This is a genomic window from Streptomyces sp. NPDC002889, assembly GCF_042888425.1.
Lineage (GTDB): Bacteria > Actinomycetota > Actinomycetes > Streptomycetales > Streptomycetaceae > Streptomyces.
Map to the genome: position 1 here is coordinate 120,038 of NZ_JBIAPT010000020.1, position 16,106 is coordinate 136,143.

At 71.5% G+C, this 16,106-nt stretch carries 12 protein-coding genes; 4 read left to right on the forward strand and 8 right to left on the reverse strand.

Annotation, left to right across the window (positions count from 1 at the left end):
- Positions 1 to 7 precede the first annotated feature (7 nt).
- Complete coding sequence (locus tag ACFYWI_RS27630; RefSeq protein ID WP_389237598.1) at positions 8 to 358, forward strand: 5-carboxymethyl-2-hydroxymuconate Delta-isomerase; 351 nt, start codon at positions 8 to 10, stop codon at positions 356 to 358.
- Here ACFYWI_RS27630 and ACFYWI_RS27635 read toward each other — a convergent pair.
- The 4 genes from ACFYWI_RS27635 to ACFYWI_RS27650 all read right to left on the reverse strand — a co-directional run bounded on the left by ACFYWI_RS27635 (position 343) and on the right by ACFYWI_RS27650 (position 7,280).
- On the reverse strand, positions 343 to 1,065 hold the full coding sequence (locus ACFYWI_RS27635) for a TetR/AcrR family transcriptional regulator (RefSeq protein ID WP_389237600.1): 723 nt from the start codon (positions 1,063 to 1,065) through the stop codon (positions 343 to 345). The genes ACFYWI_RS27630 and ACFYWI_RS27635 overlap by 16 nt on opposite strands.
- 157 nt (positions 1,066 to 1,222) lie before the next feature.
- On the reverse strand, positions 1,223 to 3,202 hold the full coding sequence (locus ACFYWI_RS27640) for a hypothetical protein (RefSeq protein WP_389237602.1): 1,980 nt from the start codon (positions 3,200 to 3,202) through the stop codon (positions 1,223 to 1,225).
- A gap of 71 nt (positions 3,203 to 3,273) precedes the next feature.
- On the reverse strand, positions 3,274 to 4,074 hold the full coding sequence (locus tag ACFYWI_RS27645; protein ID WP_389237604.1) for a tyrosine-protein phosphatase: 801 nt from the start codon (positions 4,072 to 4,074) through the stop codon (positions 3,274 to 3,276).
- Between the two features lie 95 nt (positions 4,075 to 4,169).
- A complete protein-coding gene (locus ACFYWI_RS27650; RefSeq protein ID WP_389237606.1) occupies positions 4,170 to 7,280 on the reverse strand; it encodes an alpha-N-acetylglucosaminidase in 3,111 nt (1,036 codons plus the stop codon).
- Between the two features lie 103 nt (positions 7,281 to 7,383).
- Here ACFYWI_RS27650 and ACFYWI_RS27655 point away from each other — a divergent pair, with 103 nt between their 5' ends.
- Entirely contained in the window at positions 7,384 to 7,887 is a 504-nt protein-coding gene (locus ACFYWI_RS27655; RefSeq protein ID WP_389237608.1) for a hypothetical protein, read from the forward strand.
- A gap of 259 nt (positions 7,888 to 8,146) precedes the next feature.
- On the opposite strand, the gene ACFYWI_RS27660 is transcribed toward ACFYWI_RS27655, so the two are convergent.
- The 3 genes from ACFYWI_RS27660 to ACFYWI_RS27670 form a co-directional block, all read right to left on the reverse strand.
- Positions 8,147 to 9,739: a DUF1996 domain-containing protein gene (locus ACFYWI_RS27660; RefSeq protein ID WP_389237610.1), complete on the reverse strand. Its 1,593-nt coding sequence runs from the start codon at positions 9,737 to 9,739 to the stop codon at positions 8,147 to 8,149.
- 100 nt (positions 9,740 to 9,839) lie between these two features.
- Positions 9,840 to 10,526 (reverse strand): LuxR C-terminal-related transcriptional regulator, encoded by a 687-nt coding sequence (locus ACFYWI_RS27665; protein WP_389237612.1) that lies wholly within the window; start codon positions 10,524 to 10,526, stop codon positions 9,840 to 9,842.
- Positions 10,511 to 11,779: a sensor histidine kinase gene (locus ACFYWI_RS27670; RefSeq protein WP_389237614.1), complete on the reverse strand. Its 1,269-nt coding sequence runs from the start codon at positions 11,777 to 11,779 to the stop codon at positions 10,511 to 10,513. Before ACFYWI_RS27670 ends, ACFYWI_RS27665 begins: the two co-directional genes overlap by 16 nt.
- A 216-nt stretch (positions 11,780 to 11,995) precedes the next feature.
- On the opposite strand from ACFYWI_RS27670, the gene ACFYWI_RS27675 reads away from it, so the two are divergent.
- Entirely contained in the window at positions 11,996 to 14,161 is a 2,166-nt protein-coding gene (locus ACFYWI_RS27675; RefSeq protein ID WP_389237616.1) for an MMPL family transporter, read from the forward strand.
- A gap of 155 nt (positions 14,162 to 14,316) precedes the next feature.
- Here the strand turns inward: ACFYWI_RS27675 and ACFYWI_RS27680 are convergent, their stop codons facing one another.
- Complete coding sequence (locus tag ACFYWI_RS27680; RefSeq protein WP_389237618.1) at positions 14,317 to 15,318, reverse strand: NAD-dependent epimerase/dehydratase family protein; 1,002 nt, start codon at positions 15,316 to 15,318, stop codon at positions 14,317 to 14,319.
- 192 nt (positions 15,319 to 15,510) lie between these two features.
- Between ACFYWI_RS27680 and ACFYWI_RS27685 the strand changes: the two genes are divergently transcribed.
- Positions 15,511 to 16,080, forward strand: a complete 570-nt coding sequence (locus tag ACFYWI_RS27685) for a hypothetical protein (RefSeq protein ID WP_389237620.1) — start codon at positions 15,511 to 15,513, stop codon at positions 16,078 to 16,080.
- Positions 16,081 to 16,106: the final 26 nt, after the last annotated feature.

Sequence of the window (16,106 nt, forward strand, 5' to 3'; positions counted from 1 at the left end):
CGAAGCCATGCCCCAGATCACCGTCGACTACTCGCAGAACCTGGAGTCCTTCTTCGACCGTCAGGGGTTCGCGCTGGCGCTGCACCCGCTGATCGCCGAGACCGCCGAGGCCCAACTGGCCGCCTGCAAGACCCGGTTCCGCCGCGTCGACGAGACCGTCGTCGCCGCCGGCACGGCCGAGGACGCCGTCGTCCACATCGGCATCGCGCTGCTGCCGGGCCGGACCCCGGAGGTCAAGGCGCAGTTGTCCGAGGTCGTACTCGATCTGCTGGCCGAGTATCTGAGGCCGGCCGGCGACGTCACCGTGGTCCTCTCCGCCGAGGTCCGTGAACTGGACGCCTCCTACCGCAGGCGCTGAGCGGGCACCTTCGTCACCGCGGGCGCCAGTGCCATGAGCCGTTCGACGAGATCGCCGAACGGTCCCTCGGCCGGCTCGTCCGCCAGGATGCGTATCAGCAGCTTCGCCATGTCGTCGTCGTACGCGGCGCTCACCGCGCTGAGCGCCGCGAAGTCGTGCACCAGCTGCAGTTCCAGCTCGGCGCGCGGCACCTGCCGGCCGTCCAGCCACAGCAGCGCCGTCGACTCGGCGAGCGAGACCCAGGAGCGCACGACCAACTGCAGCCGTGGCGACGGGTCCTCGATCGCCAGATGGGCCAGGATCTGCCGGTACGCAGCGTGCCGCACCTCGTCGATCATCGCGTTGGTTGCCGTGGAACCCACGGCCGGGCCGCCGCGCATCAACGCGGCGAATCCGAGGCCGTGTTCGTCGACGAAGTCGAAGAACCGGCCCATCACCCGCAGCAGCCGCGCCCCGAGCGGCCCCTCGTGCGGCTCCTCGAACCGCCCGGCCAGCTCGTCGGCCGCCCGGTGCAGTGCCGCCTCGTACAGGCTCTGTTTGCCCGGGAAGTAGTGGTAGACGAGCGGCCGCGATATCCCCGCGGCCGCCGCGATCTCATCGATCGACACCTCGTCGGGGGAGCGGAGGCTGAACAGCTCCAGCGCCACACCGATCAGCTGCCGCCTGCGCTCATCGACGCCCATCCGTCGCCGCACCCCGGTCGTCATGCGAACACCCTACCGACTGAGCGGAAGGGCTCCGTCCTATGGGTTGAGTACCGGCCGCGCGACGCAGGCCGGCCCCTCGGAACAAGTCCATGACCCCGTCCCCGCCCCCACAGGGCCGTTGTAGCAGGTCCGGCACCACGCCCGCAGCCGGGCCGGTTCAGTCGAGGGCACCGACGCGGGTCCCGTCCGGCAGGCGGCCGGTGAGCTCCGCCCGCGTCCCCTCCTTCGCACGCACGGCCAGCATCCGGCCCGCGGTCTGTCCCTCCACCCCGCCCGACACCGCGAGCGAGCCGAACTGCTCGCTGCCCGCCGCGAGCACGTACCACTGCCCCGCCCGGGACTTCCACAGCACTCCGGCCAGCACCCGCGGTTCCCGCACTCCGCAGGACGGCGAGTCCTCCGCTCGCGCCGCGATCGCGCCCGGGGCGTCCGGCCGGGGCGCCGGGGGCTGGAACTGGGTCATGACCCGGCTGCCCGTACCGCGCCAGGTCTCTGCACGCGTGCACAGCCAGGCAGCGGTGCCGTTCGCCTCGGGCAGCGCCTGCTGCGCGTACTGCCACGAGTTCACGCTGCGCACCCCGTGCGTCCGCACCCCGGGCAGCAGGCAGGCCGTACGAGCCCAGGCAGCACGGGCCGCCGCCGCGGTGACGTCCTTCGGGGCACCCGGCGGACCGTAGGTGAGCCGGGCGGGGGTCAGTTCGCCGAGGTCCGTGAGCACCCGGGCGGCGCTCCCGTCGTCCAGCTCGAGCGCTTCCCAGGCCACGCATTCGCGCGCCTGCGCGGGGCTCGGCAGCGGGGCCGTGACACCGTCGGCGTCCCGCGCGAGCGGGCGCGGATCGCCGGTCGGGTCGAGGAGCTCCCGTACGGTGGCCCGCCGTACCCAAGGAGCCGTCAGATAACGGACATTGCCGTCGGTGCGGCCGGCCACCAGCGCACTCGCGGACGCCGCGTCCGCGCCGTCCGTGCGCGCGAAGTCGAGCGCCGCACCGCCGTCGAGGCCGTCGTCGCCGACCGGCTCGGCGTACCGGGCCACCCGCAGCCCGTCGTACAGCAGCACCACCCGCGCCCGGTCCACCTCGCCCGCGAACAGCAGCTGCGCGGGCCCCATCGGTGGGCCCGACGGGGTGCCGGGGGTCGCGGAGACCTGGACGCCGCTGCCGGGCCTGGCCCAGACCGCGAGCGCCCGGCGCAGCAGCGCGCGGTCCTCGGTGTGCGTGCCGCGCGTGGGCCAGACGGAGAAGTCCCGGCGGGAGGAGACCTGCCACGCCGTGGGGGAGACCCGGGTCAACCGGCCCGGGTCGAGTGCCGCTTCGGCGGCAGGATTACGGGCGTACACAGGGGCCGCCGCGCCGTTCGGACCCCAGCCGTCGCCTGGCAGCCCGAGCAGCGCCCCGCACACCGTGAGCGCCGCGACCGCCACCAGGGCCGCCTTGGCATGCTGACGGCGGCGCATCAGGTCGGGGGGACGCACCTGGAGTGAACAGGGGTCGAACTCGGACGAGCCGAGCAGCGCAGCGGCCCGCCCGGCGCCCTGCCCGTCCTGGTCGCGCATACCGTTTGCGTCCGTCAGCGCCGCCTCCACGTCCTCGACCCCGGCGGCGCTGAGGGCGCCGCGCACCTCCGCGACGGTCAGCCCCTCCAGGCGGCGCAGCACGTACGCGGCCCTCGCGGGCCCGGAGAGCGCGCACAGCCGCTGGTCCAGGGCGAGTTCGTCCGCCCCGCCGGACCGGGGGAAGACCCGCAGCCCCCACACATGCGGCAGCAGCGGCGGGAACTGGGCGCGCCGTGGCCGCGCGAGGCGGCGCAGTGGCAGACCCGCCTCCAGCGCCTGGCGCAGCACCCGGCCCCGTACATACGCATAGCCCGGGTCGGCGGCGCCCGTGGCGCTTCGCGGGTGCGGGACCCCGCCCGCCGCCGGGGCGGTGCGGGCGCGCGGCAGCGAGCGCTGGGCGATGGCGTGTGCGGTCAGCACACGCCGGTTGCGGCCGAGCGACGGGGGCAGCACGAGATAGGCGATCCGTACGAGACGGGGGTAGTGCTCGATCAGTGCCGCCTCGGCCTGCTCGACCTCGACGGGGGCGGGAGCGGGGGAGTCCGCGGACGGGGCGGGAACGGTGACGACATCCTGTGGGCGCACGTTCAGCTGAACGAGCGAATCGTCCGATGGTCACCAGGCGGACTCGCGGCGGCGGGTGAGGGAAGCCCTCTTCAGGGCGTGACGGTCAGCAGCGCGCGGATCCGCTCCAGCGCCTTGGCCGGGACGCCGAGACCTTCGCGTACGTATTTCTCCATGCTGCCGTAACGCGCATCGACCTCGTCCAGCGCTGCCTCCAGGTAGTCCGGGACCACGCCGATGATCGCCAGCGCGGTCTCCGGTTCGCCGCCCTGTGCGGTGAACCCCTTCACCATGGGCGCGAACGCCTGCCGCACCGCCGTGTTGACGGCCAGGTACTCGGCCTCCACGGTCTCGGGCGTCGCCCCGAGCAGGGTGAGCACGATCGTCGCGGCCCAGCCCGTACGGTCCTTGCCCGCCGTGCAGTGGAACAGCAGCGGAGCGGCCCCGGGTTCGGCGAGCTCGTTGAGGAACGCCCGGTAGGAGGCGCGGGCCGAGTCGGTGGTGACGAAGGAGCGGTAGATGTCGCCGAACAGGGTCTGTGCCTGGCCGCCGCCCAGCTCCTGCTCGGTGACGGCCGGGTCGGACAGCAGCTGGCGCAGCCGGGCGGCCGGCGGCATCCGGCCCGATGTCACCTGGTCCGCCAGCACATCGGCGAGCAGCAGCCGCCCGCCCACGGGGATCTTGTCGGGGCGGGCGCTGCGTTCGGCCCGGGTGCGGAAGTCGACGACGGTACGCACCCCGAGGGCGGCGACGGCCCGGTCGGCCGCGGCGTCCAGCCGGTCGAGCTGCCCGGAGCGGAAGAGCAGACCGGAGCGTACGGACCGGCCGTCGGTCAGGGGCGTGCCGCCGAGATCCCGGAGGTTGGCGACGGTGGTGGCGGGGATCGCGTTCATGGCGCGGCGGCTCCCTGACTGCTCGGACGGCCCGTACGGTCCGTGGGGCCGTTATCTGCACAATCCTCCGACTGTGTCCCGTTTCCTAGGGCACGTTAGCCGACGACGGCGGTGCCGGACGTGAGCGACCATCCGCTGAAGGCGACCGTGCCCCGCGCCCCGCTGCCGCCGTTCGTGGCGCTCATGAAGAACCCCACGTCCTGGCCGGCCACCGCCCCCGGCACGGACACCGTGGCGATCGTGCGCCAGGTGGCGCCGCCGTCGGTGGAGCACGCTCCGGTGAAGGACGTTCCCGTGTTCTTGGTCAGCCTGAGCAGCACGGGGGCCTTGATGCCGGTGAGGCGCCGATAGGTGTCCAGGGTTCCATCGCCGTTCGTGTCGTACGACAGCACGACACCCTGCCCGGGGGTCACCGCCAGATTCAGGAAACCCGTGCCCCCCGCCTGCCCGAGGCTGTTGCGCACGACGATGCCCGCCCTCGCCCAACTTCCTGTGTTCTCCTGCGCGTCCACCCGCACCACCGCACTCCTGCCCTGCGTCAGCGCGCCGGGCCGGTAGGCGGTGCCGAACTGGGCGGTGCCCCGCCACAGGTCGTTGCCCGCGCCGTTGATCGCGAAGCGCTCGCCGGCCTGCCCGAAGACGGCCGTGTTGCTGGTGAAGGTGTGCCACCCGGCCGCGAGCGGCGAGGCCAGATGCACACTGCTGCGCTGGGTGACCGCCACCCGTTCCTCGCCACGCGGCCCGTACTGCGTGCGCAGCGCGTACGGCATCGGCACCAGCGGCTCGGTGAGAGGCTCGTCCGGGGCCGTCACCCGCCAGGAGACCTTGCCGCTGCCGCCCTCCGGCACGCTGTCCAGATACGGTTCGCCCTGCGCCACGGCGTCCAGACCGGTCAGCTCGAAGTCGACACGGCCGGTGGCGCGCAGCCCGTTGAAGTTGCGGAAGTCGGCCGTGAGCGTGCCGGTGCTGCCGGGGGTGAACGCCGGCGGGTCCACGCTCACGGACACGAAACCCTGGTACGGGGCGCGGGCCAGGGTGTCGTGGACGCGCTGGGCAATGCGGTGGGCGTCACCGGTCGCCCGCACCGGATACGTGGTCCTCTCCCGCGTCCATGCCTCCTCCGACGGGTACCAGTCGAAGGCCTTGGGGGCACGGCCCTCGGACATCGCGGCGGCGTACTCGGTCAGATACACCTCCCACTGCGGGACATGGACATCGTTCATCAGCCCCTGCCAGTCCCGGTTGGCGTAGTTGCTGAGCTGGCCCGCGGCCGCCCGGTCCGCCCAGGTGGTGATCAGCACCCGGGCCGTGCGCTCGAGCTCCACCGCCTCCTCGGGGCCGGTGGCCAGCCGTTTGGCGTCCTCCAGCCATGGCCCCAGCAGGAACGAGCGGTGGCAGCCGGCCATGGTGTCGGTCAGCCGCATCATCTTCAGCCACAGCGCGCTCAGGGCGCGGAAGGCATCCACGTCCTTGTCCAGATACGCGGCCCGCATCGGCAGCTGGAGCGTGCGGGAGCGGTTGGCGAGGGCTTGGCGGGCCAGGTCCGTCACATCGTGGCGGTACGCGTCGCTCTCCCGCAGCGAAGGCCGTACCTTCAGCAGCGCGGCGAACGCCCGGTCGAAACCCGCCGGGTCGAAGGCCGTGCCGATGGCCGAGGTGAGGCTGGGGCGGCGCGAGAACAGCGAGTCGTAGGGGCGGCCGTCGGTGCTGGTCAGCTTGTAGGCGGTGGCGGCGAGTGCGCCGAATGCGGCGCGGGCCGAGGGGTCCTCGCCGCCGTAGCGGATCTGCGCGTACTGCGCGAACCACTCCTCGCGGTCGATCTTCTCCTCGCGCCAGGCCAGTTCGCTGAACAGCTCCAGGGCCGCGGGGTCGCGCTCGGCGGCCTCCGGCATGTACGCGGTGCCCACCAGCGCGCTGCCGGGCTTGTCGCGCCAGGCCGTGAACTTCTCCGTCCACCGGTCGGTGTTCGCGCCGATCGTCGTACGCCCGCCGAAGTTGGGGATGGTGCCGAACGCGTACGGCGCCCCGCCCCACTCCTTCTCCCGGTCGATCACCGTGTCCAGGTCGGAAAGACCGTCGACGATCAGCAGCCGTTCGGTGTCGATCGCCTCCAGCAGCGCCGGACGCGGGTTGGACTGCCAGCCGAGGATCACCCAGGTCGCGCCGGTCCGGGCGCTCTGCAGCGATCTCTCCACGGCACGCGCCGCGGCCGGCACGGGGACGTCACCGGCCGTACCGCCCTCGTGCAGCAGGTCCATCTTGAAGTGGTTCACCTCGCCGAACAGTTCCCCCTGGTGCCGGTAGAAGGCGGCGGCGACATCGGCGAAGCTCTGCGTACGCGGGTCGAGCCAGTCGGGGCGGCGCAGACCGTTCCAGGTGCCCTGGGGGACGACACGGGCGTCGCCGGGGTTACGGGCGACGAAGCCGTCCGGGACGGTCCCGAAGTAGCCGGGCAGCACCGGGTGCATACCGAGTTCCCGCATCCGGTCGGCGATGCGCCGGCCGAGGTCGGTGCGCCGCTCGATCAGCCCGTGCGAGAGCGGGCCGCCGTACTCGCTCATGTTCTGCAGCAGCCACCACGGCTGGTGCGACGGCGCGGGCAGCCAGGTGCGGGCCTCCGTGTCGGAGTACCCGAAGTCCCTCAGCAGCCGGTGGTACACGGCCTCCTGGCCGGGCGTGACCAGGATCTCGTTGCAGCCGTGCAGGGCGAGGACGTCGATCAGCCGCTCCCAGCGGGGCCAGTCGGCGTACGGGGCGGTGTAGCCGTCGTGGGTGTCGTTGTACGCGAACCGGTGCGCGACGCTCGCCTTGCGTTCCAGGGGGCGGCGGGGCGCGGGCAGCCGGTGGGGCAGAGCGAGTTGGCTGCCGGACCAGGAGACATGCGCCCGGCAGACGTACTTGAGATACCAGTGCACCCCGGTCAGCAGGACGGCCGGGCTGGTGCCGGCGACCTCGATCCGGCCGGTGGAGCCGGTGACCCGGAAGCGCTCGGGCCCGGTGAGCATCCGCAGCCGGAACTGGTCGGCGTGCCGGGGCAGCAGCCGGCCGAGGGCGGCCAGCGCGGGGCCGGTGGTGAGCCGGGGGACAGGGGCGGCCGGGAGTTCGGACCTGGGCGCGGCCAAAGCCGCCGTGGGCCCGGCGAGTACGGCGCCGGCTCCGACCGCTCCCGCGGTGCCCAGCAGCGTACGTCTCGACAACTCGTTCATCAGCGCTCCTCTGTGTTGCTCAGGCGACAACAGATGCGTGCGGGAGCGCACGTTACCGCCGGTTCTATCGCGCGAAGAGGGGGTGGGAGTGCACCATGGCTGGATGCGGACGAGTACGAATAACAGCACGTGGCGGGCGGCCCGGACAGGACTGGCCGCTGTGGCCCTGGTCCTGGTGGCGGCCTGCGGTTCCGGTGGCGACGACGACGGGCGTGTCGCGGACGGCAAGGAGCCGAAGGCGGCGACGGGGACCCTGGAGGAGCTGGCCGAGCAGGCAGCGTGCAAGCCGAACATCCAGACGGACGCGGCCGAGCTGCGGCAGGCCAACTGCGCCACGGCCGACGGCAAGTATGTGCTGACCACCTTCGCCACCGACCGTGGTCAGCGCGAGTGGATCAACGCGGCCAACGACTACGGCGGCTCCTATCTCGTCGGCCGCAAGTGGGTCGCGTCCGGCGAGGAGAAGGTGATCGCGGCGCTGCGCGACCGGCTCGGCGGCACGGTGGAGACCGGCGCGGATCACCACTCGGGGAGCGGCGGGGGAAGCGGGGAGAGCCACGAGGGGCACGAGGGCAAGGAGAGCCACGAGGGACACCACGGGGGCTGATGGCACGGGGCTGTGGGTGGGGGTCGGTCCGACCGGTCCGGGCCGGCCCCCATCGCTTCGCACGTCCGCGCCGGCGTCCGGCCGGCACGTGCGGCGGTGGCCGGCCGGGGCCTGCCGGCCCGCGGCCGTACAGCAAGATCGGGCCGGCCCGCTTCCTGTTCGGGCCGACCCGATCGCTTGGGTTCGGTGGTGCTGACTTCAGGTTCCGACTTCTCGGTCCTGATGCCGTCCGGCTACGTCGTCTCCGACGACGGCGGGACTAGTTGCACTTCTGTCCGTTGTTGATGCAGTTCACCACCTCCTCCATGAGCTGCTCGTCGAAGACGTTGATGAAGTCACCGTGGTCGGTGATCGGCTTGTGCAGCTGCTCGGGGAATGAGTCGACCGCGAACACCGAGGCGTTGTCCCCGTCGAAGACCGGCGGCGGCACGTCGTAGACGATCCGCTGCACGAGCTGGGGGATGGCCTGGAAGCCGTTGCCGCACTGGCCGTTGTCGTCCGCGAAGGCCACATGCGTGCGGTGGTTGGCGCTGTCGATGTTCTGACCGTCCCAGCAGCTCTGGAACTTGAAGCTGCGGACGACCTGGCTGCCCTCCGGGCAGATCGGGTACTTGTCCTTCAGCTGGCGGTCCTCGAAGCCGGTGCAGCTCCAGGAGGCATTGGCATTCGCGTCGCCATTGACGAAGGCTTTGGCGTCACCGGTGATGATCCGCAGGAGGCGGGGCATTGCGGTGACCTTGCTGACCGGATTTCCGACGAAAGTCATCGTCACCTCGGAAGGCGTCTGAATCTCGCCGACATTCTGGTCCTTGCCGCCGCCATCGGCCTGTGCGTCGGCCTCGTTCTGACCGTTCTGCAGACGCAGCACGGGCCAGAAATACGACGACTTGTCACCCTGGTTCTGGCAGGAGGTGTCGCCATTGGCAAGATCGTCGTCACTCGCGAATGCGTCGTTCGCCTGGTTGCCGACGTAGTCGTGCATATGGTGCGCACCGTTGCTCACACCGGGCGCGACGATCACATTGTCGGGGTTGAACAAACCGTTGGCGTTGACACCGCAGTCGGTGGTGAAGGTGCCGTTCGAGCCGCCGTCCTGCTGCTGCGGGTTCTGGACGTTGGGCTGCACGTTCTGGATCTCGACGAAGTCCGACGCCTCGGGGCCGTTGCCCGCCTGACCCTGACCCTGACCCTGGTCCTCGCCCTGGTCCTGCCCTTGGTCCTGCCCTTGGTCCTGGCCGTCGTTCTGGCCCTGGTCCTGGCCCTGGTCCTGGCCGTCGTTCTGGTTCTGGTCCTGGCCGCCGTTCTGGTCCTGGCCATCGCCGGCATTCGTGTCGGCGTCGTCGGCCTGCAACGCGCACGGTGCCATCGGCTCCAGGCCCTGAGGCCGAGGGGCTTCACGGTCGATCATGGAGACGATCCGCTGGATGATCACCAGTCGTTCGTTCTTCAGCGGCGTCAGCAGCTGATTCTGTGCGAAGGTGCGGTCGCTCTGGATCCGCTCCTTGTTGTCGGCGAACCGCTGATATGCCGTGGTGATCTGGGTGTCCAGCGTGGCCAGTTCACGGTCGACCGCTCCGCGTACCCCATCGGGTACTTCGGACAGGGCATTACCGACGTCGGGGCAGTCAATTGTCGAGGCCGACTGATTGACATTTTTGGTCTGGTTGTCGGAACTTCCGCCGTTCCAGCCTTCTCCGGCGGATGCGTAGACATTGGCCGCCACCAGACCACCCCCGCCCAGAATCAGGGCAGCCGAAGCAGCGATCGCCCGGTTGGCCAGAGTTGAGCGTTTTCTCGTATTGCGTCCCATGGAACTCCAATCCCGGGGGAGGGAAGTAGCGCGTCGTTCCATACGGACTGCGTGGGTGGGGTGTTCATCCGCGTGAGGAGATCGTAGAAATCTCCAGCGGCAAAACGGTGCATCCCGTCGATGCCGGGCGACGTGCCGGGGGTTACCGTAGGTTCGGTGTGTCGCGTCGGTTTCCGGCCGTGCGGCCGTGGTCGAGATAGGCCAGCACCGCGAGCACCCGACGGTTGTCGTCGTCCGACACCGGAAGGTCCAGCTTCCCGAAGATGTTCGAGGTGTGCTTGGCCACCGCCCGCTCCGTGACGACCAGTTGGGCCGCGATCGCCGCGTTCGAACGACCCTGGGCCACCAGCTCCATGACCTCCCGTTCGCGCGGGGTCAGCCCGCCCATCGGTTTGTCCTGCGCCCGGCGCGACAGCAGCTGTGAGATCACCTGCGGATCCATCGCCGTCCCGCCGGCTGCCACGCGCCGTACCGCGTCGACGAACTGCTCCGCGTCGAACACCCGGTCCTTGAGCAGATAGCCCACCCCGCCGTTCCCGTCGGCCAGCAACTCCCGGGCGTACAGCTGCTCCACATGCTGCGACAGGACCAGCACCGGCAGTCCGGGCCGTGCCCGCCGCGCCGCCAGCGCGCACTGCAGCCCCTCGTCCGTGTGCGACGGCGGGAGCCGGACGTCGACGACGGCGACGTCCGGCTCCAACTCGGCGAGTGCCTTGGTCAGTTCCGGTCCGCTCTCCACGGCGGCCAGGATCTCGAAGTCGAACGCCTCGAGCAGGCGGACCAGGCCGTCGCGCAGCAGGAACAGATCTTCGGCTAGGACAACGCGCAAGGGATCTCCATGGTGACCATGGTGGGACCGCCCGCGGGGCTGCTGACGGCCAGGACTCCGTCGAATGTACCCAGTCGCCGTTCGATGCCGCGCAGACCGGAGCCCGAACCGATCACCGCGCCCCCTTTCCCGTCGTCCGTCACCGAGATGCGCAACGCGCCCTGCGCGTAAGCGATGTCGACCCATATGCGGTCCGCGCCCGCGTGCTTGACGGCGTTCGTGAGCGACTCGCTCACCGCAAAGTACGCCGCCGACTCCACCGGCGCCTCCGCGCGCCCGGCCAGATCCACATCGACCTCGGTCGCCACCGGAAGCCGCAGGGCCAGCGCCTTGACCGCATCGCCCAGACCGCGCTCGGCGAGCACCGGCGGGTGGATGCCGCGCACCAGGTCGCGCAGCTCGGTCAGCGCCTCGGCGGAGGACTCACGCGCCTTGGAGATGAGCTCCTTCGCCTGGGCCGGGTCCTTCTCGATCAGCGCCTCGATGGTGCCCAGGTTCATGCCCATCGCCACCAGCCGGGCCTGTGCGCCGTCGTGCAGATCCCGCTCGATACGGCGCAGTTCGGCGGCCGAGGAGTCCAGGGCGTCGTGCCGGGTCTCGGTGAGCCGGCCGATGCGCTGCTCCAGCTCTTCTTCGCGGTTGGGGGTGAGGAGGGCCCCGGCCAGCCGGAAGTGTGTGCGTACCAGGTACGGGTTGACATGGAAGGCGACGATCAGCCAGACGACACCCAGCAGCGAGGCGAGTCCCGCCGTGCCCCAGCTGTCGACCCGCACGAACGAGTACCAGTACGCGCCGTCGGCCTCGACGATCGGCTGCCACACGCCCGCGAGCAGCACGAACCCGAAGATTCCGTCCAGGATCAGCGTCGGCGGGAGGATCGCCACGATCGCGCCCCCCGTCATGTCCGCCAGCAGCCACCGCATGTCCCGCCAGGTCGCCGGGTCCTTCAGCATCAGCGCGCAGCGCTCGACCTGGCCGATGACGCCGGAGCGCAGATCCCGGGGGAAGGGGCGGTAGTGCGCGGGGATACGTACGCCCGACCACTGGGCCGCCAGCAGCCGGCGGCGGCCGACATGGGCCCGCACCAGGGTCAACACGTGGGGAGTCGTGAACACGCCCACACCGACGGCGATCAGCGCGACGGAGACCACTGCCAGGACAAAGAGCGTGATCGATCCGACCAGTGCCAACAGGGTCAGCGCCAGCCCTTGTGCGCCGGCCAGCACCGCATCACGTGCCTTCGTCTTCTTCACCGTGTTCCCCTCGCTGTTCGGTCTCGGGCACCAGTGTCGCCGGAGTCGCGGACGCGGGCACTCGTCTCCGACACCACATGGGGGTGTACCTGGCACCACCCCCGCGACCTCGCCCTGTGGCTCCGTGACAGGGGGCTTCGACGGCTGGGGCGAGGGCCCGCGGATTCCTAGCGTCGTACTCGACCTGATCGGCGCTGACCTCTGGGGGCGAAGGCCATGAGGCGAAACCTCGCGGCACGTATCGGTGTGTGGAGCGCACACCACCGTAAGACGGCAATCATCGGCTGGCTGTTGTTCGTCGTCCTGGCCACCGTTCTCGGCGGGGCGTCCGGGATGGTGGAGATGACCGAGTCCGAACAGGGCACGGGTGACTCCGCCCGGGCTCGGAAGATCCTCGACGACGCCGGCCTCGACCAGCCGGCCGGCGAGCTCGTCCTGGTCGGCAGCGATACGGCGGGCGGCTGGAAGGCCACGGCGCGCGAGCTGACGGCGGCCGTCGAGAGGACGGGCGAGGCGCAGAAGATCGAGCCGCCGCTGCCCTCCAAGGACGGCTGGCAGGCCCTGATCCGCTTCGAGGTCAAGGGCGACTCGAAGACCGCGGCGGAACGGGTGCAGCCGGTGCTCGACGCCGTACGGGAGGCGGGCCAGGGCGAACCGCATGTCGAGGTCCACCAGTTCGGGCAGGCGAGCGCCGAGAAGTGGCTCGGCGATCTGCTCTCCGAGGACTTCAAGAAGGCCGAGTTCACCGCGGTGCCGCTGGCGCTCGGCATTCTGCTGGTCGCCTTCGGTGCGGTCGTCGCGGCCCTGCTGCCGGTCGCGCTCGCGCTCACCGCGTGCATGGCGGCCTTCGGACTGCTCTCGCTCGCCAGCCACCAGCTGCATCTGTTCCAGAGCACATACTCCGTGATGTTCCTGATGGGACTCGCGGTCGGCGTCGACTACTGCCTGTTCTATCTGCGGCGCGAGCGGGACGAGCGCGCCGCGGGCCATGATGCCGACACCGCGCTGCGGATCGCCGCCGCGACCAGCGGGCGGGCCGTGCTGGTGTCCGGTGCGACCGTGATGCTCGCGATGGCGGGGATGTTCCTGTCCGGGCTGATGCTCTTCAAGGGCTTCGCCCTCGCCACGATCCTCGTCGTGTTCATCGCGATGCTCGGCTCGGTGACGGTGCTGCCGGCGCTGCTGGCCTGGCTCGGCGACCGTATCGACGCGGGCCGGGTGCCGTTCCTCAACCGCCGCCGAAGGAAAGGTGCGCACGAGAGCGGCGCGGTCGCGGGTGCGGTGCTCAGGCCCGTCCTCGCCCGGCCGAAGCTGTTCGCCTTCGCGTCGCTCGCGGTGCTGCTGGCGCTGGCGGCGCCCGCGCTGGGCATGAAGACCGAACAGCTGGGCATGGAGAAGCAGTTCGGCTCGGACGCCGCGCTGACAGTCGCGCACAGGAAGATCACCGAGGCGTTCCCGGGCGGGCCCGCACCGGCCCTGGTGGTCGTCAAGGCCGACGACCTCCGGTCACCGCGGATACGGGCCGCGCTCGCCGCGTTCGACCGGGACGAGGTCACCGAGCACCCGGTGCAGGGCGTCGCCGAGATCGAGGTGCCGCTGCCCGGCGACGGCAGCGACAACCGCTCCGAGGCCGCGCTGGCCGACCTGCGCGAGCACCGGGTGCCCGACGCCTTCGACGGCACGGGAGCGCAGGTCTACGTCGGCGGGGAACTGGCCGCGTCCGTCGACTTCAACGACCAGCTGAAGCGCGGCATCGTGCCGGTGCTCGTGTTCATCACGGCGGTGACGTTCCTGCTGATGCTGTTCTGCTTCCGCTCCTACGTCATCGCGGTGACGTCGGTCCTGCTCAACCTGCTCTCGGTGGCCGCCGCGTACGGCGTCATGGTCGCCGTCTTCCAGCACGGCTGGGGAGCATCGGCGCTCGGCGCCGAGGCGGTGGGCGCGATCGAGGGCTGGATGCCGCTGTTCGTCCTGGTGGTGCTGTTCGGACTGTCCATGGACTACCACGTGTTCGTGGTGTCACGGATCCGCGAGGCGTACGACCGGGGCGCGCCGACACGCACCGCGATCCGCGAGGGCATCCGCCGCACAGCGGGCGCGGTGACCGGCGCGGCCGCGATCATGGTGGCGGTGTTCGCGGTCTTCGGCACGCTGTCGATGCAGGACATGCAGCAGATGGGTGTGGGCCTGGCGGTGGCGGTGCTGCTGGACGCGACGATCGTGCGGATGGTGCTGCTGCCGTCGGCAATGGCACTGCTGGGCGAGCGCAACTGGCGTACTCCGCGGGGCCTTCGGTGGCTGCCGCGACCGGCACACGGCGAGGATGACCTCTCCCGGCCGTCCCGCCATGGGCGTCACGCCGCCCCGGTGAGCGCAGGCTGACCCTCCGCGCCTCCGGTGTTCGAGGGGCCGGGTTCGGGGCGGACCCACGGCAAAGGTCGTGGACGAACCCGGGAGCGGACCCCTCGCAGCGGCCCGGCACCCAGACCCGTGGCAGCGGTCGGCGTCGCCGGGCGCTGCCACGGGTCGCGGGTGCTTCACCCGCCCAGGATCTTCGCCTCCAGCTCGGGCGACAGACCCAGCACCGGGCGGTCGGGGCGCTGCGGCGCGGTGCCGCCGATCGAGGTGAGCCAGGCCCAGGTGTCCTCCACCGTGTCCGCGACCGGGCGGCAGCGCAGGCCCGCCGCGAGTGCCCGGGAGACGTCCAGGGTGTGCACCGCGTTGTACAGCTCGGGCTGTTCGGCCTGCGGGACCCAGATCGGCAGGTCCGACCACGGCTCGACGCCCGCCTCCAGCAGCGTCCGCGCCGGCGTCCAGCGCAGCTCGGCCGAGGAGCCCGTGGCCCGTACGCACGCCTCGAGCAGTTCGCCGATCGTCGTACGGCCCGCCTCGCCCACCAGGTTGTACGGGCCGCTCAGCCCGCGCTCCGCCGCGTCCAGCATCCATTCCGCCAGGTCGCGCACATCGATGTACTGCACCGCCGTGTCCCGCGGGCCCGGCGCCAGAACGGGACCGCCCCGCGCGATCCGCCCCAGCCACCACGGCAGCCGGCCGATGTTCTCCCGCGGGCCGATGATCAGCCCCGCGCGCACCAGCAGCGAGCGCTCCTGGCCGAACGCGTCGAGCACGGCCAGCTCACCGCCGCGCTTCGCCTCGGGGTAGGGCACATCGCCCGCGTCCGGCGAACCGTCCACCACCGGAGCGCTCTCGTCACAACCGGCCGCCGGCGGCCACGCGTACACCGAGCAACTCGACACATGGACACAGTGGCCGACCCGTCCGGCCAGCAGCCGCGCCGTGTCCCGGACGGCGGCCGGTGCCGCCGACCAGGTGTCGACGACCACGTCCCAGTCGCCCTCGGCATCCGCGAGTGCGGCAAGACCCCCCTGTGCCGTCCGGTCCCCGAGGAGCGTGGTCACGCCCTCCGGAGCGGTATGCCGTCCGCGGTGAAAGGCCGTCACCTCCCATCCCCGGGCGAGCGCTGCCTCCGCCACCGCGTGGCCCGCGAACTCCGTCCCACCAAGAATCAGAAGCCTCATGACTGCGACTGTGCCCCGCGTCCACCCGGGGCGGACAGTGATTCCGCTGCGGGGTGAATGATCCAGAAGGGGCAGCTCTCGCCGCAACCGCTTGCGGGATGGCAGCATATGCGGACCATGACGGATGCCCGGTCGCCGATACGCGCCTTGCGGGCCGCACTTTTCGCGGCTGTTGCCGTCACTTTGGCCGCCGTGGGGCATTCCTCCCTGTCTGCGCATGACATTCCGATCCCCGCACTGCTCGCCGCGCTCGGCGTGACCGCCGCCGCCGGTTGGCTCGCGGCCGGCCGGCGCCGCGGCATCCGCTCCTTCGGGGCCGGGCTCTTCGCCGTGCAGGGCGCGCTCCATCTGCTGTTCACGACCGGACGCTGGCCCGCCCGGCACCCCCACATGGGCCACCAGCACCAGGACACCGCCGGATGGGCCACGGGCATGGACACTCAGTCCATGACCACCGGCATCGGCACCGACGCCGCCATGCTCACCGTCCACCTCGCCGCCGCTGTCGGCTGCGCGCTCTGGCTCGCCCACGGCGAGGCCGCGCTCTTCGGGCTCGCGCACGCCGTCGCCGCGTTCGCCGTCACCCCGCTGCGCCTGCTGCTCGCCGTCGTGCGGCTGCCCCGGCCCGCGGGCGCCGCGCCGCGTCCCGCCTGCCGTACCCCACGCCCCCTGCACGGCACGGCCCTCGCCCACACGCTGGTCCGACGGGGCCCGCCCGCGCCTCTCCTCCCTCGCGCCACGGCCCCCGGAGCAGCCGTCTGACCTGGGGCCGCTCTCCCCATGTCAAC

What these genes read in the sequence shown, in the direction of transcription:
- ACFYWI_RS27645 (WP_389237604.1), bottom strand. Translation starts at nt 4,074, where the DNA reads ATGAACGCGATCCCCGCCACCACCGTCGCCAACCTCCGGGATCTCGGC.
- ACFYWI_RS27655 (WP_389237608.1), top strand. Translation starts at nt 7,384, where the DNA reads ATGCGGACGAGTACGAATAACAGCACGTGGCGGGCGGCCCGGACAGGA.
- ACFYWI_RS27660 (WP_389237610.1), bottom strand. Translation starts at nt 9,739, where the DNA reads ATGGAACGACGCGCTACTTCCCTCCCCCGGGATTGGAGTTCCATGGGA.
- ACFYWI_RS27630 (WP_389237598.1), top strand. Translation starts at nt 8, where the DNA reads ATGCCCCAGATCACCGTCGACTACTCGCAGAACCTGGAGTCCTTCTTC.
- ACFYWI_RS27675 (WP_389237616.1), top strand. Translation starts at nt 11,996, where the DNA reads ATGAGGCGAAACCTCGCGGCACGTATCGGTGTGTGGAGCGCACACCAC.
- ACFYWI_RS27650 (WP_389237606.1), bottom strand. Translation starts at nt 7,280, where the DNA reads ATGAACGAGTTGTCGAGACGTACGCTGCTGGGCACCGCGGGAGCGGTC.
- ACFYWI_RS27635 (WP_389237600.1), bottom strand. Translation starts at nt 1,065, where the DNA reads ATGACGACCGGGGTGCGGCGACGGATGGGCGTCGATGAGCGCAGGCGG.
- ACFYWI_RS27680 (WP_389237618.1), bottom strand. Translation starts at nt 15,318, where the DNA reads ATGAGGCTTCTGATTCTTGGTGGGACGGAGTTCGCGGGCCACGCGGTG.